Source organism: Nocardia sp. CY41, assembly GCF_009829325.1.
Taxonomy (GTDB): domain Bacteria; phylum Actinomycetota; class Actinomycetes; order Mycobacteriales; family Mycobacteriaceae; genus Nocardia.
In genome coordinates this window covers 19,619-39,654 of the sequence record NZ_VUOS01000024.1, presented here as the reverse complement: position 1 = coordinate 39,654, position 20,036 = coordinate 19,619, and the positions used below count along the sequence as shown (strand labels likewise).

The following is a 20,036-nucleotide window of genomic DNA, read 5'->3' as shown; positions in this document are numbered from 1 at the left end:
CGCGCGGCACGGATGCCGCGATCGGTCAGCGGGTGAAGCGCAGCAGCCCGGTCGCCGAATCCACATCGGCGAGCCGCAGACCGGCCGTACGCGCCTCGGCGATCAGGCGGTCGACGTCGGCCGGCCATACGTGGTGCTCGGTGCACACCTCCTGTACCAGCTGGTCGCCGTCGTAGGCGCGGTAGGTCATCCGCCAGACGAGCGACTCCGCGTCCACCGGGTCGGCCCGGCTCCAACCCTCGTACCGCAGGTCACCGGCCTTGGCGGTGGTGTATCGGCGTTCCGCCGACGGCTCGACGCGCCCGGGACGCTGCACCTCCACCACGGCGTCGGCGCCCGGGGCGAGCGCGTCCGCGACAGCGCTCCACACCCGGGGCCGAGTGGCGGGATCGAAGTGTCCGATGACGCCCAGCGCGACCACCGCAGCACACCCCGTCGGCAGTCGTGTATCGAGGAAACCGCGGGGCAACACGGTGATCCGCTCGCGCAGGTCCTTGCGGGCGGCAAGGCGCGACAGCAGAACCGCGCGCATCGGCGCCGCCGGTTCCACCGCGACGATCCGCGCGTCGGGCAACGCGTCGGCGACCAGCATCGTCGACAGGCCGGTGCCGGCACCGATATCGACCACCGGTCCGGCGATGGTGTCCACCTCGGCCAGCAATCTCGCGAGCACGGGTTCCACGCCGGCCACATACGGTGTGGCCATGAGGTCGTAGAACTCCGCGGCGGCGGCATAGTCGTCGGTCACGGCTTCTCCGAATCGTCCAGGCTCGCGAGCAGTTCCGACACCAGATGGGCGACCGTCGAGACGGCGGGCGGGCGCAGCAGCGCATAGTGGTGGGCCGCGACCGGCCGGGTGTCGATGACGACGTCGGTGTGCGCTGCCCATCCGAGGTCCTCGAGATCGGAGCAGTCGTCGACTCCCATGCCGACCCCGGAGTTGTGTGGCGCGGGCAGTTCGGCGCGCACCAGGATGATCTCGAGCCCGTCGCCGTCGAGATGACCCGTGTGATGCGCGCCGAGCGCACGCAGATGCCGCCGGAAGATGTCTTCCTTGACCCGCTGATCGGCCGGGTCGCCGCGCTCGACGAGGCCGGCATCGGCCAGCAGGCGCCGGATCTCGTCTCGTTGCTGCTCGTCTGGAAGTCCGTCGAAAGCCGGGCCGGGCGTGTCGGTCTCGAGGTCGAGGTAGGCGGCGAGTGAGCCGAGGTAGCGGGTCCAGAATCCGCGTCCGTCCACATGGTGGATGCGATCGGCGATGTTCGAGTCCAGCAGAACCAGCGCCTCGACGGTGTCACCGGCCGCGCGCAGCCTGCGCGCGACCTCGTGCGCGATGATTCCGCCCATCGACCAGCCGCCGATCCGGTAGGGACCGGTCGGCTGGTGCGCGCGCACCACGTCGGCGTACACCCGCGCCAGCTCGGCGATCGTCTCCGGGCCGGGAGCGCCGGCCAGTTGCGGGTCCTGTATCCCGATGATCGGTATGCCGGTGTCCAGCGTGCGGGCCAGATCGACATAACAGAGCACATCGCCACCGGTCGGGTGGATGAGGAACAGCGGCCGTCCGGCGCCGTCGCGCAGCGGCACCAGGCAGTCACCCGGGACCGACGGCTCCGCGGCTTCGCGCCGCGCGGACGCGGCGACCGCGGCCAGGGTGGGATCGGCGAGGAATTCTCGTGGCGTCAAGGCCAAGCCGAGTTCGGCGCGCAGCCGATTCAGCATCCGGATAGCCAGTACCGAGTCGCCTCCGAGAGCGAAGAAGTCGGTGCCGCGGTCGAGGTCACCGGAGACGTCCGTCATCCGCTGCCACAATGCGGCGACGGCGCGCTCGGTGTCGGTGGCGGGCGGCCCGCTCGCCACCGCCCGGACCGGTGCGGCGTCGATCTGCGCGGGTTGTTCGGCATCGGGCACCTCCAGCGGCGCGGTCCAGGTGCCGGGCCGGTCCACGAGCGCGGTGATCATGTCGCACACCTGCGCGAACAGCGCGTCGAGCACACCAGGGGGGAACAGTTCCGCGACCGCGTCCAGGTTCACCACCACCGAGTCGTCCCAGTCCCACTGGAACACTTGCATGTCCAAGGCCACCTGCGGCGTGCGGACACGCTGATAGAAATCGCGGACGACGACCGTGTCGGGGGTGCCGCCGGGGGGATTGAGCCCGAGGGTGCTGTGGAAGACGACGGGCGCCTGCGGCGCGGTGTCGCGCCTGCGCCGGGCCAGCTCGCGCAACACCTCGACGCCGGTGACCTGTCCGTGGTCCAGCATGGTGGCGATGGACTCCTGCACGGTCCGGGCTGCGGTCAGGAAGGTCGGCCGCGCGGGCAGGGCGATGTCGAGCAGCACGGTCCCCGCGTACGGACCGATGGCGTGGTCGAGATCGCGCGGCAGGTGCAGACGGTTGAGATAGAGCACGTTGAGCAGGAAGCGGCGGTGCCCCGCCATCCTGGCCAGCGCCGCGGCCCAGCAGGTGGCGAACATCGTGGTGGGTGTGATGTTGTGCTCGGCGCAGCGTTCGCGCAGGACCGCCATGTGCTCGCCGGATACGCGGAATTCCCTCCGTTCCAACGTGTCCGGACGGACCTGATCGAACGGGGCCGCCAGGGGTAACGCGGGAGCGGACGGAAGATCGTCGATGCGTTCCCACCACCAGTCACGCTGCGCTCGCCATTCCGGTTCGCCGCGCTGGCGCCCGATGGTCTCCACGTAGTCGCCGAAGTGGGCGGTGAGCGCCGGCAGCACCGTATTGGGTTCGTCCAGGTAGGTGAACAACTCGGTGAACATCAGCTGCACCGACCACCCGTCGGCCACGAGCAGGCTGCACACGATGTGCAAGCTCAGCTCGTCGTCCGGGAGCCGGACGGCGGTGACGGCGAACGGCCAGGGATCCAGCCGCGGACCGGTGCGCTGTACATCGGCGCGGAGGGCGGCCAGCCGCTGGTCGATGTCCTCGGCCGCGGCCGACCGCAGGTCGAGATGGATGATCGGGAGCGCGGCCAGTCGCGCATCGTCGACGGGCAGCACCTGCTGGGTGCCATCCGGCAGGAAGATCGCCCGCAGCATGGGTTGGCGTTCCACCTGCCGACGCACCGCCTCGTCCAGGACGGTCGGATCGATCCCGGTGAGCCGGAAGTCGACATAGTTGTGCGCCGAGTCGTAACTGAGTGCGTATCCGTGCTGCTGCCCGACCCAATAGGCCTCTTGCAGCGGGGTGAGCGGGAACGGCGCCGCCGGGTCGGCCTGCCGCGCCAGCTCGACAGCCGTCGCCGCGGTCCCGGAACGGCGCTGCGCGATCAACGCGACGAGATCGGCGAACGAGAGGTCCCCGACCAGTTCCGCCACGGGCACCGCGACGCCGAGCCGTGTGCGGACCATGGTGGCCATGCGCACCGCCAGCACGGAATCGCCGCCCAGACCCACGAAGGTGGAATGGGCTTGCACAGCACTGCTTTCGACACCGAGGACCTGCGCCCAGATCTCGGTGACCGCGGCGGCCACGTCCTCGTCTCGATCATCGCTGCGCATCCCGGAATCCGGTGCGGTCCACGCTTCCGGATCACCGGCGAGGCGGCGCAGCCACTCCACGTAGGAGGCGAACGCGGTGTCGGCGTCCGCAGGATCGAGCACGGTCTCCAGGACGTCCCACTGCAGCTGCACTCCCCCGGCATGGACGAACGCCTGATGGTCGAGCCATACCTGCGGTGTCTGGCTCACGCCGTGCGCTATTCGGCCCGCCCACTCCAGATCCGGGGCGCCGTCGACCAGATGAGCCGCGTCGAGGGCACTGGTGAACACCACCGGCAGCAACCGGCGCTGCCCGGTGCGGGTGGACAGTTCGGCGAGCACGTCCAGCGCCGAATACTCGCGGTGATCGATATCGTCGAAGAGTCGCCGCTGGGTGCGGGCGACGCGCTGCGCGAACGCGCCGCCTTCGGTGCGATCGACTTCGTGAGCCAGCAGTGTGGTGAAATCACCTACCACGCCGTCGATTCCGGGCAGCGCCACCGGCCGGTCGATCAGGGTCAGCGACAGGGTGAACCGCTCGTCACCGGACCAGGCGGCGAGCACGTCGGAGTAGGCGGTGAGCAGTACGGCGGACGGCGTGACGCCGTGGTCTGCCGCCAGCCGCCGCAGCCCCGCCCATTCTCCTGGCGCGAGCCGGGCCTCCCGGCGGGCGAACCACGGCTGGGCCTGGGTGCGGGTGCGCGTCGGCAGGGCGGGCGCGCCGGGCAGGCTGTCCATCCGGCGCTGCCAGTAGTCGATCGCCCGCTTGCGGTCCGCGGACTCGGCGCGGGCACCGGTATGCGCCACGAAATCGGCGAAGCGTGTCCGCAAGGGCGCCAACACGGCAGCCGGGTCGGTGTAGAGCAGCCGCAGATCGCGGTCGAGGACGAGGAAACTGCCCGCATCGCAGATCAGCGCATCAATGCCGACGAACAGCCGGGTGGTGGTGTCGTCCAGGAGCGCGGCCCGCACGTCGAACAGCGGCCACCGGTCCGGGCGGTGCACCCGGTGCGACAGACGACGCCGCAGGTCCGACAGCGTGCCCTCGCGGGCCTCGGCGGCGGAGCCGGTGAGGTCGTGGCGGCGAATCCGGAATCGCGGCACCTCGGGGAGGATGTGGTTGTGCCCGTCCTCGGTGATGACCGCACGCAGCATCTCGTGCCGGTGGATCACCTGGTTCCACGCCTGCTCGTAGCGATCCAGATCCAGCTTGTCACAGTCGTATTCGAGATAGATGTGGCAGGCCACGTCACTCAACCCGAATGCACCCGACCGGCCGACCCAATACGCGTGCTGCACCCGGGTGAGCGGGAAGGTGCTGTCCACGCTCGTCACGTCTTGCGGACGTGCGATCTCGGTCGCAGGCGGCTCGGGTGCCTCCGATGCGGCCGGGACGGGCGCTGCCGGGCGGCGATCTCGCAGCAGCACCGCGAAGGCGGCCACGGTCGAGTGAGTGAGCAGTTCCCGCATGCGGATATCGGTGTGCTCGCCGTCGTTGAGGATGTCGAGCATCCTGGTCGCCAGCATGGAGGTGCCGCCGAGCGCGAAGAAGTCGGCGTCGACGTCCACCACCGGCTCACCCAGCAATTCTTCCCAGAGTGCGGCGATCCGCTCCTGTTCCGCACTCGCGAACCTGGGCGATACGGCAGGCTCCGGGGCGGGCGGCGCGGCCCGCTCCGACCTGTCCTGCGCGATAACAGGATCGGGCGACGGGACCACCGTAGCCGCTTGCGGGCTGCCGTTGCGCGTCGGCGATTCGGGCCGACGGATCGACTCCGTCGCGACCGGCCGACCGTTGGGCAGCACCGGTGCACGGGTGGGCGATACCGTCGACCGCTCGACGGCCGCCGGAGCCTGCGCCACGGACGGTGCGAGCGCCTCGATCCGTCCGTCGGGGCCGGGCTGCGGACCGGCGCCGTTCGGGGCCGCGGACCGGGGCGCGGGATCGGTCGGCGTCGTCTCGGTGGGCGGGTCGATCCAGAGACTGCGGCGTTGAAAGGGGTAGGCGGGCAGGCGAGTGCGGCGGCGGCGACGATGCAAGGCCTCGACGTCCACAGCCGCGCCCGTACACCACAGCTGACCGATTGCCGTGAGCAGCGCCGCCCGATCCGGGGCCGGGCCATCGGCCTGCTCCCCGGGGTCCGCGAGGGTGGTCAGCGCGGCGGTCAGCGTAGGCGGCGCGTTACGGCGCGCGAGCGCGGCGAGGGAACTGCCCGGACCGACCTGGACCACGGTTGTCGGCGCCGCGGCCGTCGCGGCCTGCAGCGCGGCGGCGAAGCGCACCGGTTCCCGCAGATGCCGTGCCCAGTGCTCGGCGTCGAGGACACGAATCGGCCGACCGGTGCGGGTGCTGTAGAGCGGCAGCGCGGCCGGAGCCGACGGCACCTCCGCGGCCGCGGCGCGCAGCGGCGCGACCGCCGCCGCGACGGCGGGAGAATGCAGGGCGGCGTCGACCCGCAGCCTGCTCGCGGGGATCCCGGCGCGACCGAGAGCCGCCGACAGCGCCTCGATGGCGTCGACCGGTCCCGAGACCACACAGGCGTCCGGGCCGTTGACGGCGGCGAGCGCGATCTCCGGGTACCGGGCCAGGGCGGCGCGCACATCCTCCTCGCCGAGGGTGACCGCCAGCATCGCTCCGGGCGCGGTGTCCGCCAGCGCGCTGGACCGGACCGCCACCAACCGCGCGGCGTCCGGCGGACTCAGCACGCCCGCGACGACGGCGGCGGCGTATTCGCCCAGACTGTGGCCGATGACGCCGTCGGGCTCGATGCCGTAGTGACGCAGCGTCGCCGCGGTCGCGAGCGACACCGCGAACAGGGCGGGCTGTCCGTAGCGCACGCGGTCGACGTCCTGCCGCGCGGCGCGTCCGGTCACGATCTCGCGAATGTCGTAGTCCAGCAACGACCGCATCGCTTCGGCGCATTCGTCGATCCGGGCGGCGAACACGGGCTCGTCGCGGTAGAGCCCGGCCCCCATACCCGAATACTGAGCACCGGCGCCGGGAAACGCGAAGACGATGTCCGGTCGCTGCGACGGTACCCGGCCGGCGGCGACGGGCCGTGCCTGCGGATCATTGCCCGACAACAGTGCGGTGGCACGCCACCCGGACTCCGGATGCGGCCCCCGCGAAACCGTGTACGCATGGTCGGCTCCGGTTTCGGCCGTCATATCGTCGGCCTGCGCGATCTGTTCCCGGCAACCGGCTTCCGTGACCGCCGAGACCAAGAGCAGTTGTGTGCGCGGATCGGGGTCGCTCGACTCGCTGCGCACGGGGGCTTGTTCCAGCACCACATGGCAATTGGCGCCGCCGATACCGAACGAGCTCACCCCGGCGATCCGGGTGCCGTCACGCTCGGGCCAGTCCCGGGTGTGCTCGACGACCTCGAACAGGCCGCGGTGGCGCTCCAGATCCGGATGGGCCGGACGCGCGTGCAGCGTCGCCGGAATGCGCCGATGATCCAGGGCGAGCGCGGCTTTGATCAATGAGGCGATGCCTGCCGCGCTGTTGGTGTGGCCGATGTTGCTCTTGACCGATCCCAGCGCGATCGGCTGCGGAGCCGTTCGGTCGGCGAACACCGCGGCCAGCGCCGACAGCTCGATCTGATCACCCAGTGCGGTCGCCGTGCCGTGCGCCTCGATCAGGTCGACCGCGTCGATCCCGATATCGGCGACCGCCAGCGCTTCGGCGATCGCTCGCGCCTGCCCGGCCGCCGACGGCGCGGTGAATCCGGCCTTGCCGCCGCCGTCGTGGTTGACCGCGCTGCCGCGCACGATCGCGTAGATCGGATCGCCGTCGGCGAGCGCGTCCGCGAGCCGCCGCAGCACCACCAGGCCCACACCCTGACTGTGCACCATGCCGGTGCCGTCGGCGCCGAACGCCCGCGTGCGGCCGTCCGCGGAGAAGACCGCATCGGGCACATGCAGGTAGCCGCGTCCTTGGGGCACGATCAACGACGCGCCTCCGGCGAGGGCGGCATCGCATTCCTCCGACAACAGCGCCTGGGCGGCGAGGTGTACCGCGACCAGCGAGGTCGCGCAGGCGGCCTGCACCGCCACCGCGGGGCCGGTGAGGTCGAGCCGGTAGGCGATCTGCTGCGGGAAGTAGTCGGTGAGCGTGCCCATCTCCGCCTGCAACCGGCCGATCGGATCCCGTTCGGCGTTCGAGCGATACGCCGCGAGGTTGTGTTCCAGATAGTCACTGCGCGAGGCCCCGGTGAAAACGCCGACCGCGCCGAGGCCCGCGCCCGCGCGGTATCCCGCGTCGCCGAGCGCGTCCCAGGAGCATTCCAGCAGCAACCGCAGCTGCGGATCCATCAATTCGGCATCGCGCGCCGTAATGCCGAAATGCTCCGGTTCGAAACGGTCCTGCCCGTCGATCACCGCCCCGACGGGCACGTAATTGCGGTGCGCGCGCAGTTCGGCGGCCACGCCGCGAGCGGCGAGCTCCGCGTCCTCGAACCGGGTGAGGCCTTCGCGGCCAGACGCGATCAGGTTCCAGTAAGAGGCCAGATCCGGTGCGCCCGGAAACCGGCACGCCATTCCGATGACAGCGACGGCGTTGTCTTCGTTCACGATTCGATCTCCACTTCCGAGTCCACCGCCAGTTGTCCGCGCATCATCGCCAGCACCGGGCACGAGGCCTCGACGAGCCGATGCAGGTCCCGATATCGGGCCGGTGTGTCCGGGCCGTCGATCCGGACCCGCACACCGATGCGCCCCGGCTGGGCCGGGCCCGTGAGTCCGAACACGGGACCGAGATCCACCTGGGCGGTGACGTCCACCGACAGCGAATGGATGGCGATGCCCAGCCGTGCCGCATGGAAGCGGTAGGTGACCGCCTGACAGGTGCCCAGCGCGGCCAAGGACATTCCGATCGGATCGGGGCCCGCGTCACCGCCCCCGGCCGCCACGGGTTCGTCGACCACGAGGCTGTGGCGGCCGATGCGCACCCGCATCTCGGTCGGCGTGCCCGAGCGGTGTTCGGTACGAACGGTGAACCGCTGTCTGCGGTCGGTCGCGCGGCTCGCCGCGGAACGCAACCGGAATACCGTGTCAGCGAACGACATCCGCGAGCCCCGCTTTCGATCGATGCGCCCGCCGGCGGCGTCCGCGCGCGGCGGCGCCGGTGAGATCGATCGGCACGGCGCCGGATCGGGTCGTCGACGGGTCCGGTGCAGCGCGGTCGGCGATCCAGTCCGCCAGTCGCCGCACGGTGCCGAGCCGGAAGATATCCGGAACCGTGAGCGCCGGGGTGAGATGCCGCAGTCTGCGATGGGCCCGAACCAGGGTCAGGGAGCTCGCGCCGAGATCGTGGAACGGCGTGGTCACCGCGATGCCGGGGCCGAGCAGATCGCTGAACACCTCGACGATCACGGCCTCCACGCGTGCGCGGACGGCTGTGACGGTCGTGGCCGGGGCGGTGAGGACGAGTTCGGCCGCGTCGCCGAAGTGCGTTTCGGCGGTGAGCCCGGCGGCCGTGGCCGAGCCATGCAGTCGGCCGATCCACTCCGCGGCGTGGTCCGTGGCGGCGCCATCGATGGGTTCCGCGCGCAGCGTCAGCGTCAGCCCGAGCGCTGCGGCCTGTCGCGCCGCGTGCAGCAGCCAGTCGTCGATCGGTGTCGGCGCCTGCTCCCGACCCGGAGCTTCGGGCGACGCGGCTGTGTCCTCGTCGGCCGAGACGACCGATGATTGCGCCGGATGTGTTGTCGGAGTGCGCTTCTCAGGCTCAGATCGATCATCGTGCGCTGCTGTCGGCGCTCGACCGTCTTCGGCGGGTATCCAGGACACCGCAGTGGTCGCGTCGCGACGGAACGGGTTCGGCAGCCGGGCATGGTCGACTTTGCCGTTGGACGTCAACGGCAAGGCGTCCAACGGCACCCACCGGGACGGCACCATGTACTGCGGCAGGTGCCGTGCCGCGTGGTCGGCGAGCCCCGTGGTGTCGACCGGTGCATCACCGCCGGTGACGTACGCTACGAGCTGCGGGCGGTCGTCCGCCCCCGGCACCGCCGCCGCCACACAGCGGCGCACGCCCGGATGCCGGGCCAGCACCGCCTCGATCTCACCCAGTTCGATACGGTGGCCGCGCACCTTGACCTGCCGGTCGACGCGGCCGAGGAACTCGATGGTCCCATCGGCACGCCACTTGCCCAGGTCGCCGGTTCGATACAGCCGCAGGCCGAGCCGGTCGTGGCGGATGAAACGACGCGCGGTCTGCTCGTCGTCGCCGACATACCCACGCGCCAGACCGGCTCCGCCGATGTGCAGTTCGCCGGGCACGCCGACCGGACAGGGCCGGCCTTCCTCGTCGAGCACAAGGAAGAACTGCTCGCGCAGCGCCGTGCCGTAGGGGATGCTGGTCCAGTCGGGCCGTACCTGCCGGATCGGGTGGCAGATCGACCAGATGGCGGCCTCGGTCGCGCCGCCAAGACTGATGATGCGCACATGCTCGCCGATCACCGAGCGGAGCCGGTCGGGCAGCGACAGCGGAATCCAGTCACCGGACAACAGGAATACCCGCAACGAACGCAACCGCGCCGCGGCCGCCACATCCGCCTCGGCGTATTCGACGAGCATCTCGGCGAGCGCGGGCGCGGTGTTCCACACCGTGACCTGGTGCGCGGCGACGAGTTCACACCAGTGCCCCGGGTCGCGCAGCCGCTCGGCGTCCGGCACGACCAGCGCCCCGCCCGCGCCTAGCACGCCGAAGATGTCGTACACGGACAGATCGAAACTCAGCGCCGAGAGGGCGAGGACCCGGTCGCTCGGGCCGACGCCGAAGCGGTCGTTGATGTCGTCGATGGTCGTGCGCGCGGCGCGATGTTCGATCGCGACGCCCTTCGGCTCACCGGTCGATCCGGAGGTGAAGATGACGTAGGCCAGCGCGTCGTCCGCGGCCGCGATCGGCTGATCCACCGTCACCGCGCCGGACACGGCCGCCAGCGGATGCGCGGTGACGTTCCCGGGCAGTTCGACACCGGGCGCTGCCACGGCATGGGTGATTCCGGCACGGCGACAGACCGAGGCGATCCTCGCCGCGGGCCACTCGGGCTCTACCGGCACGAATGTCGCTCCCGCCCACAGCACTCCGTAGACGGCGACGATCTGTGCCGCCGACTTCGGGGCGAGGACCGCGACACGGTCGTCCGGACGGACCCCGGCCGCGATCAGCCGCCCGGCGAGTGCGCGCGCTCGCGCGGACACCTCGCCGTGCGTCAGCGTCTCCCGGCTGGACAGCACCGCCGCGGCCGCGGGCCGCGCCGCCGACTGCTCGCGTTGCGGGTCGATGAGCAGCCCGGCGCCGAGCCCGGGTGCGAGCGGCTGCGTCTGCTCGAAGTGTGGATTCCACCCCAGGTCGACGGCTTCCCACGCCTGGTCGTCCTCCGCCAGGCGACGCAACAGGCGGGCATGGGCGTCGAGCATCCGGGCCACGAAGTCGACCGGGAAGGCCGCTTCGACCGCGTCCCAGGCCAGCCGGAGCCCGCCCGCCTCGTCCCAGACGATGTGGTCGAGGGTCACCTGCGGTGTCTGCGACACGCCGAAGATCTCGTCGCCCAGCCACCCCGCCGCCGCACGGTCGGCCTGGCCCAGCCCGACGCCGCTGGTGAAGACCACCGGGTAGCGCGGGGCCAGACCGGGGAACTGCTCGCGCTGGACTTCGACACCGCTGTAGGAACGGTGTTCCAGATCGGCCCAGAACCGTCCGTTCACGCGCCGGGCGAAATCGGTGAAGCCCTGCCACGAATCCGGGTCCGGCGACGGCATCTCGACCAGCGCGGTAGTGCTGAAATCCCCGACCACACCGTCGATGTCGATGTCGTCGGGACGATCGAAGAGGGTCGCGTTGAGGCAGAACGCGTCGGTGGCGCCCCATCGGGACAGGGTCAGGCCGAAGGCGGCGAGCAGCACGGCGGTGGGACTGAGGCCGCGCCGCGCCGCGTGGGCGGTGAGCGCCGACCAGTGGGCCGGACTCAGCCGTTCCTCATGGCGGCGAAAACGTGCGGTGCGAATGGTTTCCGGCGCGGCGGCGTAGGGCAACCGAGGACCGGGCGGCAACGCGGCCAGTCGCTGTCGCCAGTACGCCTTGTCCCGCTCTCGTCGTTCCGTTTCGGCTCTCCGGCGTGTGCGCAGGACGCGAAGGAACGTGGTGAAAGGTACATGCAACGCGGCCCCGGGATCGGCGACGAACAGCCCCCACTCGCGCATGAGCTGGATCCAGCTCGCCATGTCCAGCATCATGATGTCGAAGCCGACGAACAGCCGCATCGCACCGGACGGCAGGAGGGCGGCGTGGATGTCGAACAACGGTCCGGTCGTGGCATCGCACACTTGATGCGACTTCTCCTGCCGCAGCCGCGCCAGTTCGGCGGCGGCGTCGCTTGCCGGATCCCGCAGATCGGTGATCCCGATGCGGTAAGGATCTCCGGCCGGTAACACCCGTTGCCTGCCGTCGTCGGTGACGACGGCCCGCAGCATGTCGTGCCGCGCGACGACCTTGTGCCACGCCGCCTCGAGGGCGGCGACCTCCGACCACGCGTCCGCCGCCACGAACCGCTCCGGATCGCGGTCGAACTCGAAGTAGTAGAACGTGGCCACCCCGCCCAGGGGCATCCCTTCCTCGCGGCCGACCCAGTAGGACGCCTGGATCGGAGTGAGCTCCTCCTCGTCGACGGCGTCGGGCACGTCGGCGGTCGGCGGCTCCGGATCGGCACCGGGCGCGGGATCGTTTGTTCCGCCGCGCTTCTCGACTTCGGCGGTCAGAGTTTCGATCGTGGCTCCGACGAAGGAGGCGAGCGGAACGCGGACCCCGGTGCGTTCGGCCAGGCGCACATGCAGACGGGCGGCGAGGAACGAATCCAGTCCGAGCTCCTGCAACGGGCGCCGCGCCTCGATCTCGCGCGCGTCGATTCCCAGAACCGTTGCAGCGCAACGGCGAACTTCATCCACGGTGGTCGCCATCTCCAGCCCTTGCTCGGCAAATCCGACGCGCCTACACTAACCAGTAATGACAATCTTTTTCAACAATGCGTTGGACTGCTACCGGTTACTGGGGCGGTCGGGACTGCGCGTATCACCGATGGCCTTGGGCACGTTGACCTTCGGCTCCGCCTGGGGCTGGGGCGCGGACAAAGCGGAAGCCCGCCGAATCTTCGACGCGTATGTCACCCGCGGCGGCAACTTCTTCGACACCGCGGGCAACTACACCGGCGGCACCGCCGAGGAGTGGCTCGGCGAGTTCGCCGCCACCGACCGGGACACTCTCGTCCTCGCGACCAAGTACTCCGCGCTGCGACGGCTCACCGACCCGAACTCCGGCGGCAATCATCGCAAGAACATGATCGCCTCGGTCGAGGCGAGCCTGCGCCGCCTGCACACCGACTACCTCGACCTGCTCTATCTGCACCTGTGGGACGACCTCACGCCGGTCGAGGAAATCCTGCGCGCCATGGACGATCTGGTGCGCGCGGGAAAAGTGCTCTACGTCGGCATCTCCAACACCCCCGCCTGGCAGATCGCCCGCATGCAAACCATCGCCGATCTGCGCGGCTGGACACCGATGATCGCCGTTCAGCTCGAGTACAACGTGGCCGAGCGCACCGCCGAGCACGACATGCTGCCGATGGCACGGGAACTCGGCCTCGGCGTCGTCGCCTGGTCGCCGCTGGCAGGTGGCGTCCTCACCGGCAAGTACAGCCGCGCCGACCTGCCGTCGGAGGCACGCAAGCCGACGCTGGGCACCTCCCGCAAGGACCTGATCCTCGCCGGGGAGGGTCTCACCGAACGAAGCCTGGCCATAGCCGACTCCGTGCGCCGAGTCGCCCAAGAACTAGGTCGCTCACCTGCGCAGGTGGCCCTCGCGTGGACGCTGCGGCAACCCGATGTCACCGCGCCCGTTCTCGGCGCACGCACCCTCGCGCAACTCGAGGACAATCTCGGCGCGCTGACCGTCCAGTTCGACGACCACCATCTCGACCAGCTCCGGGAAGCATCCGACATCACCGCCGGCTATCCGCACAACGTGCTCGCGCGCCCCATGGCGCGCCGGACCCTCGTCGGAGACATGCGCGTCGAAGCGCGCTCCAGATCCTGACACCGAGCACCGACACCCCCGAGGAAACGATTTTGGCTCTCTTCGACCTGTTCGTCGACCACCTGCTGCGCCGACCGCGAGGGCCGCTGGCCCGGCGGATGTGGCGGGACATGAAGTCCCACCACGACATCTTCCGGGACACGCTGGCTGCACTGCACCTCACTCCCGACGACCGGCTTCTCGAAATCGGCTGTGGCGGTGGCACCTTCGCCGCACGAGCGCTGGAGTCGGGCTGCCGGACCACCGCGGTGGACCACAGCGCCGACATGGTGGCGCTGACGAAGTCGGCGAACGCGGACGCCGTGCGCGAGGGCCGGCTCGAGGTCGTCGAGGCGTCCGCCGAATCGCTGCCTCTGCCGGACCGGCACTTCACCTGCGCTGCCGCGATGAACGTGCTGTTCTTCGTCTCCGTTCCCGCCATGCTCACCGAACTGCATCGCGTGCTCGCGCCCGGCGGACGCCTCGTCCTGCACACCGTCGCACCCGAGCCGCCGCGCTCGGTCATGCCCGCGCCGCTGGCGGGACGCGTGCGTTTGTACTCCGACGCAGAGCTCGTCGCCATGCTCGAGGCGGCAGGCTTTCACCAACCGCGCGTCGAGCGGGTCGACGGCGCCTACCAGCTCGTCACGGCCGCACGTCCGGCCTGAAGCCCCCCTAGTTCTCGGCGCCGCCCTCACCCGCCGCGCACACCGAAACGGCGAGCGGCGAGACATCCAGTGCCTTGCTGAGTGGGATCTGCCCATTGCCCGCCCGGGACAAAACGCTTGCCCGTGTCGCATCCGTCCGCCGCACACGTCGATCCCGGGCCCGGTCGTCCACGATGTCGCGAGCCTCTCGTCGGTCGAAACTGCTCCGAGATCGACATTCTTCTCATAGGAGAATGCTTTCTGGCAAAAGGCATGGAGAGCCTTCCACGCGACCGAGATTTCGGCGCCCTCTTGCGGAATGCCTCGAGGAGCGAGGTAATCGATGAAGGCGGGCGTGCATATCCCGCCCTGTCGCCGGCCGCTCCGGCGGCCAGAGCATCCGTCGGGCAACCGAACAGCCGGGCAGGGAGGCGCCCGGCACGACGACAGCGAGGTTCGTCATGAACAAGAAATTGCATGCCGGGGTGCTCGCGCTGGCGATGGCCCCCGCCATCGCCGCCGCTTCCGGCACGGCCACCGCCGAATCCACGCCCGCTCCGGGCGCGGAGCAACGGCACGAGGTCATGGCCGGGTTCTCCGCCCCGCCGTGCTTACCCTGGATCCTTCCGCCCGCGGTGAACGTCAACGCGTTCTTGATCTGCCTCGCGTGACATCGGGAGCAGCCGGAGGGCGAGAGTGCGAGATCGTCGGAGGCCGCGGCGCTCGGAAGTGCCGGCAGTAGACCGGTGGCTACGGTTGACCCGCCCGTTTTCGGCGAAAGCTATGGCGACCCCGTTCGGCGGTCAAACCCCCCGCCTCGCCCGCGCCCACGGTTCACACCGGGCGCGCGACCCGGCAGCGGCTGGACTATTCGCCGGGCTCGGTCGATGTCCGTGATACCGCAGTCGGCAGCGTGTTTCGGCGACGAGGGCCGCCGAAGGCGCCAGGAAGTCGAGGGTTCCGGCGGTCCGGATGCCCAGCTCGCGCACGGCCCACGCGAGTGCCGCGAGATCGGGCACCGGCTCGCGCAGAGCAGCGGCCGGTTGCTTCAGGCCGCGCAGCATATGGTTGCGGCGGACCGGCCGATCGTCGCCGAGACGGCCGTGGCGCCTTCTCGAGCATTTCGGCCACGATCGGATGGGACGCGCGAACGTCCCTCGTCACTCGGTGGTGCGGCGTAGGGAACCGATCATGTCGAGCGCGATCTGTCCCGCTTCACGCCGCGTGCTCCGGTCGGTTGCGTCGGCCATACTCCAGGCCAGTTCGGTGAGCAGCCCGTAGATTGCGCGGACGGTGAGTTCGGTCGATCGGGGCTTGAAAACGTCGGCTCGGATCAGCCGGTCTACCGAGTCGCGGATCAGGCCGACCATGTAGCGCTCGTCGAGTTCACGCCACCGGTCCCAGCCCAGCGCCAACGGCCCCTCTTGCAGCACGATGCGCTGATAGGCCGCGTCGGTGCATTCGTCGAGGAACACGTTCAGGGCATGGACAGCGGTGTCCCAGGGGTCGCCCGGCTCGACGATCGCGCTCGTCAGACGTTCGGTCAGTTGCTGTTCGACCTGCTCGAATACAGCTTCGAAGAGTCCTTGTTTGCCGCCGAAATGGTGGTACACCGCGCCTCGGGTCAGGCGGGCGGCGCGAGCGATTTCGTCGGCGGAGAGTTCGGAGTACCGCTGTTCGATGAACAGCCGACGGGCCGTCTCCACGAGGGCAGCCCGGGTGGCTTCGGCGTATTCGGCGCGTCGTCCCTTGACAGTCACGCCGATAAGACTACATTCACATGCATCATGTATCTGAGATGTTGTGTGCATGCGGAATTGAGTTCTGGCGGCGGTCGTCGCGGTGGGGCCGCACGCTCGTGGTGGCCGGGCGCGACGTCATGGCGCTCGAGGCTGGAGACCGAATGAGCGGACGAATCCCCGAGCTCCGACAACCTGCAAAGAGCTCAATCTCGCGACCGGTGGTCGTCGGTCCGTCGACTGATCGGATCCCGGCACGTTGACCGGTTGCGACCTTTGTCTCTATCGGTCGGCGGCGCCAGGGCTGCCTCGGCCGGGGGCGAGTTTCGAGCAGCAGATGCTGGCCGGCATCGAGCGCTTGGAAGACAGTGACGGCTCGGATCATCGGATGCTGCGGCGCACGCTACGCGCCGCCGCGGCGGTGAGCCTCTCGGAGGTCGAATGGATACACCGGATGCGGGCGACCGGGGCCACGCTGCAGCCACGAGTCAGTGTCGTCGACGGTCATGTCGTCGGCTACATCGCCCAGTGGCGTGACGCCCACAGCGCACGCCTCGGTCCGGTGATCACCGACCTCGAGGTCGGAGCCGGCCTGAGCCTGCCCGATCTGCGCGACGGGTGGGAGGACGACGCGCAAGCAGCGGCCGACGCGCAGACCGAATGGAAATTACCGCGTGCGATCAAACCGTCGGCGCGAGAAACCGCGCTGTCGGCCGACCCCGAGTTCTGGGCGCATGCCTTGGCTGATGTCCGCAGCTTCAATGAGGCGTTGGCACGTGTTCCGAGCATCGAGCGCGCGGTATGGCGATGGGCGGCAAGCCGTGTCTCCGGCGTGCTGGCGGTCTGGTCGTGGCGGACGGAGCCGGACGCGAGAGGGCCGTTCGCCGTCGCCTCGCACGAACTTGGTATGTCGGCACTTGTCACCGGGAGCCGCGCACGCCCGCTCATCTTCCGGCCGCCCACACCGGATCTGGAAACGGCAGCGTACGTTCTGGCCCAGCTATGCCGAGAAGTTCACGACCCGCCCATCGAATCCGATCTGGTCGGCGAACTGATCACCAGTGTCGCCGCGATCATCAAGGCGCATCGTGCACGGGGGGAAGCGGCGCGAGCGTCGAGTATCTACGCGATGGCCGTAGGTCCCCTGAAGTGGATAGAACACGACATCCGCACCACAGTCCCGACCTCGGTGATCGGCTGCCAACTGCGGGTCGGGCACCCATCACGGCCCCAGCCCGGTTGACCGGTTGCTCCCACCCGCGTCGGCAGCAAGGTCAACCGGCAGGTCGGTCCTCATCCGGATAACCCCATTCCAGATCGATGTCGGCCGCGGGCGCAATACCGCGAATGACATCTGTGACGTCGCGTTCGAAGATCTTGCTCCACTCGCTGAACCCGCGGACGATGATCGGGCCGTTCTCGCTGGATGCCTTCACCCATGGCGGGTTGTGAAAGACGCTCACCAGCATCCAGGAGTCGATCCCGTGCTCCTTCAGCACCTTGTCCAGCGCCATCTCGATGGTGTCGGCTTGTGCTGGAGAGGAGAGCTTTTCGACGTACAGCGAGAGATGAATATTCACGGACATCGGCGATACCCTCCTGCGATCCCTATCGATCCGGACTGTATCGGCTGCCGATCCGCCGCCCGAAATGCGGGTAGCTCCAGGGGGCGAGTAGTTCGGCGGGGCATACGGCCGGACGCGCCTGGTACTGCACAGATCATTCGCTGCGGCGCGCCCTGGCACGTCGTTTGCCCTCGTGCATGGCCTGAACCCGGGCCACCGGAATCGTGTGGCCTTCCTCGACCAGATCCGGTGGAAGACGTTGCGGAGGAGGCATTTCCGCCCGCCATGGATCGCTGTCGCCGAGGAGATCCGGCACGGTCCGCACCGTGAAATCAGTAGGTTTCACCTCGTCGAGGTCCGACCACCGCAGCGGGAACGACACGGTGACACCCGGACGGATACGCGGACTGTAGGCGGCGGCCACAGTGGCACCGCCCGCGCGGGTGGCGTCGAGGAAGACCTTGCCCTGACGATCTTCCCGGATGAACGCTGTCGTGCCGACCGACGGATCGATCCGCTCGGCTCGCGCCGCCACGGCCCGCGTCGCCGCGGCCGCGTCCTCGACATCGATCCCCGGTACCACCGGCACGAACACGTGTAGCCCCTTGGAACCGCTCGTCTTCACCGCTCCGGACAATCCGTCCGCAGCCAGCGCTTCCCGGATCAGCCGGGCACCTGCTACGGCGTCGGCGAAAGTCTGTCCCGGTGAGGGATCGAGATCGAGCACAAGATGTGTGGGTTCCGGTGCGGATGCCGCGAGGAACAGGGTCGGGTGGTACTCGACCGCCCGCTGATTACCGAACCAGATCAGGGTCCGCAGGTCGTCACAGAGCGCGTAAGTGATCTCCCGCCGCGAACTCTCCGCCCAGACCTTCGTCCGCGCCACCCACTCCGGCGTGTACTTCGGGAGGTTTTTCTGTGTGTTAGGACACCTTTCCGTAGCGAACTCGCAACCTGCAAGGCGCTCTACTACAGATCTGACACCTCGCAACAAGGGCTGTTCGCATACGATCAACGGTCCGCCGACGGGAGGTGGTCGGCGTGAGCCACACCTTGCCGCCAATTTTGCCCGGCGCAAGTCCGCTGCTTGCCGCGGCTCCCGCCCGGAGCGCCCATCGGAACGATCGTCCGCTGACGACGCTGTATCAGCGTCCGTCCCGGCATGAGCCGCAGTGGCTTTGCAGTGTTCGCCGTGTAGACGCCAGAGGCAGGATGATCGATAAGGCAGTTTTTCCTGCTCTGGGTTGGAGCCCCGGCGTGCGGCTCGGGTACAGCCTGGAGGACAACATTGTTGTCGTCGGTCGATTCGGAATTCCCAAACTGTGGATCACGGCCGCTGGTGACCTCCGGCTGCCAGCCCGATTTCGGCGCAAGACTGGCATCCACACCTCCGACCGGATCCTCCTTGCGGCACACATCGCGGAAGGCATCTTGCTTCTCTTCGGTCCTGGCGCCGTCGATCTGATGATCACGGGGAAGTGGAAAGCAACACCTTCGTCGGGAGAAGGCCGATGACACTGTCAGCGTCCAGCGCCGAAGTGCAGACCGCTCAATTGCTCCTTGAGCGACTGGGGGTGGGTCTCGAGGACCTCATCTCCGCTCGCACGAGGCGCGCAATACCGACCTTTGCCGAATACGTACCGGTCGTCTACTCGGCGATGCCAGCCGGTCGTACCCGCGATTGCTACATGGCCTACTGGAGGAAGCTCGTCGAGGTGTGGCCGAATCGCCGACTCGATGAGCCGACCAACACGGAATTCAAACAACTCATCGCGGGCTTCCAGGCGAACCGCGCAGTCCGCCGCAACGACCGCGGCGGGTACGGCGTTGCCCAGGTGGCAGTGAACGCTTTGCGCTGCCTGTACCGGCACGCGGTCGATGACAACTTGATCCGTTCCGCCGATAACCCTGCGACCACGTTGGTCAAGCCAAAGATGCGATCCTCGAGCCGTGGAGCGATACCGACCGACCGACTCACGGAGATCAATCGTGTCGCGGCGGAGTATGGCGATGAACCTGAACTGGCAACGCTGATCCTCCGAATGTGCACCGAGACCGCTTGTCGGCGAGGCGGCATTCTGGCATTGAGGAAGCAGGATCTCGACCCTCACCAAAGCCTGATCTTGTTGCGCGAGAAGGGTAATACCGAGCGGTGGCAACCCGTTTCGCCGACGCTCATGCGAGCGCTGCAAGAGCACTACGATTCGCGCGCTCAGCTACGCGATGAGAGAAATCCGCATGCGCGGAACGGGAAGCCGATAACCGCCAAGGCGAACGAGAGGCTGTTTCGCTACAAGAACGGCGATCCGATCAGCCATATGCGATTCCACATCATGTGGGGTCAGATCGGTGATCAGTTGCCGTGGGTGAAGCAGCAAGGGATCACATGTCACTGGCTGCGGCACACCACGTTGAGATGGGTTGAGCGGAATTTCGGTCATGCTGTCGCCAAGGCGTATGCCGGTCACGCCGACAATCACAGCGACGGCGCCACCTCGATCTACACGCGCGCGAC

At 69.0% G+C, this 20,036-nt stretch carries 11 protein-coding genes and 2 pseudogenes; 6 read left to right on the top strand and 7 right to left on the bottom strand.

Features of this window, described 5'->3' with window-relative positions; all coding sequences use genetic code 11:
• Window positions 1–25 precede the first annotated feature (25 nt).
• From GVY64_RS26020 to GVY64_RS26005, 4 genes are read right to left on the bottom strand one after another with little or no spacing between them, the layout of a single operon-like run.
• Entirely contained in the window at window positions 26–748 is a 723-nt protein-coding gene (locus GVY64_RS26020; protein ID WP_159846671.1) for a class I SAM-dependent methyltransferase, read from the bottom strand.
• Entirely contained in the window at window positions 745–8,073 is a 7,329-nt protein-coding gene (locus GVY64_RS26015) for a type I polyketide synthase (RefSeq protein ID WP_159846668.1), read from the bottom strand. Before GVY64_RS26015 ends, GVY64_RS26020 begins: the two co-directional genes overlap by 4 nt.
• Complete coding sequence (locus GVY64_RS26010) at window positions 8,070–8,567, bottom strand: OsmC family protein (protein WP_159846665.1); 498 nt, start codon at window positions 8,565–8,567, stop codon at window positions 8,070–8,072. The genes GVY64_RS26015 and GVY64_RS26010 overlap by 4 nt, the downstream gene beginning before the upstream one ends.
• Window positions 8,554–12,459, bottom strand: a complete 3,906-nt coding sequence (locus GVY64_RS26005) for a non-ribosomal peptide synthetase (RefSeq protein WP_159846662.1) — start codon at window positions 12,457–12,459, stop codon at window positions 8,554–8,556. The genes GVY64_RS26010 and GVY64_RS26005 overlap by 14 nt, the downstream gene beginning before the upstream one ends.
• 46 nt (window positions 12,460–12,505) lie before the next feature.
• Here GVY64_RS26005 and GVY64_RS26000 point away from each other — a divergent pair, with 46 nt between their 5' ends.
• From GVY64_RS26000 to GVY64_RS25990, 3 genes are all read left to right on the top strand, one after another.
• Window positions 12,506–13,591 (top strand): aldo/keto reductase, encoded by a 1,086-nt coding sequence (locus GVY64_RS26000; protein WP_159846659.1) that lies wholly within the window; start codon window positions 12,506–12,508, stop codon window positions 13,589–13,591.
• 32 nt (window positions 13,592–13,623) lie between these two features.
• Window positions 13,624–14,238, top strand: a complete 615-nt coding sequence (locus GVY64_RS25995) for a class I SAM-dependent methyltransferase (RefSeq protein ID WP_159846656.1) — start codon at window positions 13,624–13,626, stop codon at window positions 14,236–14,238.
• Between the two features lie 440 nt (window positions 14,239–14,678).
• Window positions 14,679–14,888 carry a hypothetical protein gene (locus GVY64_RS25990; protein WP_159846653.1) on the top strand — a complete coding sequence of 70 codons (210 nt, stop codon included), beginning with the start codon at window positions 14,679–14,681 and terminating at the stop codon, window positions 14,886–14,888.
• 489 nt (window positions 14,889–15,377) lie between these two features.
• Here GVY64_RS25990 and GVY64_RS25985 read toward each other — a convergent pair whose 3' ends face one another.
• Window positions 15,378–15,977, bottom strand: a complete 600-nt coding sequence (locus tag GVY64_RS25985; RefSeq protein ID WP_159846650.1) for a TetR/AcrR family transcriptional regulator — start codon at window positions 15,975–15,977, stop codon at window positions 15,378–15,380.
• A gap of 316 nt (window positions 15,978–16,293) precedes the next feature.
• Here GVY64_RS25985 and GVY64_RS25980 point away from each other — a divergent pair, with 316 nt between their 5' ends.
• Window positions 16,294–17,199: a hypothetical protein gene (locus tag GVY64_RS25980; protein WP_159846648.1), complete on the top strand. Its 906-nt coding sequence runs from the start codon at window positions 16,294–16,296 to the stop codon at window positions 17,197–17,199.
• A 31-nt stretch (window positions 17,200–17,230) separates the two neighbouring features.
• Here GVY64_RS25980 and GVY64_RS25975 read toward each other — a convergent pair whose 3' ends face one another.
• Together GVY64_RS25975 and ligD are read right to left on the bottom strand one after the other, a co-directional pair.
• A complete protein-coding gene (locus tag GVY64_RS25975; protein ID WP_159846645.1) occupies window positions 17,231–17,542 on the bottom strand; it encodes a hypothetical protein in 312 nt (103 codons plus the stop codon).
• A 133-nt stretch (window positions 17,543–17,675) separates the two neighbouring features.
• Window positions 17,676–18,455: pseudogene (ligD, locus tag GVY64_RS25970) on the bottom strand (non-homologous end-joining DNA ligase LigD); the annotation flags it as partial.
• A 107-nt stretch (window positions 18,456–18,562) separates the two neighbouring features.
• Between ligD and GVY64_RS25965 the strand changes: the two are divergent.
• Window positions 18,563–19,036, top strand: coding sequence for a hypothetical protein (locus tag GVY64_RS25965; RefSeq protein ID WP_159846642.1), 474 nt, complete (start codon window positions 18,563–18,565; stop codon window positions 19,034–19,036).
• Window positions 19,033–20,028 (top strand): annotated as a pseudogene (locus GVY64_RS38045) (tyrosine-type recombinase/integrase); the annotation flags it as partial. The gene GVY64_RS25965 and the pseudogene GVY64_RS38045, both read left to right, overlap by 4 nt.
• Window positions 20,029–20,036 lie beyond the last annotated feature (8 nt).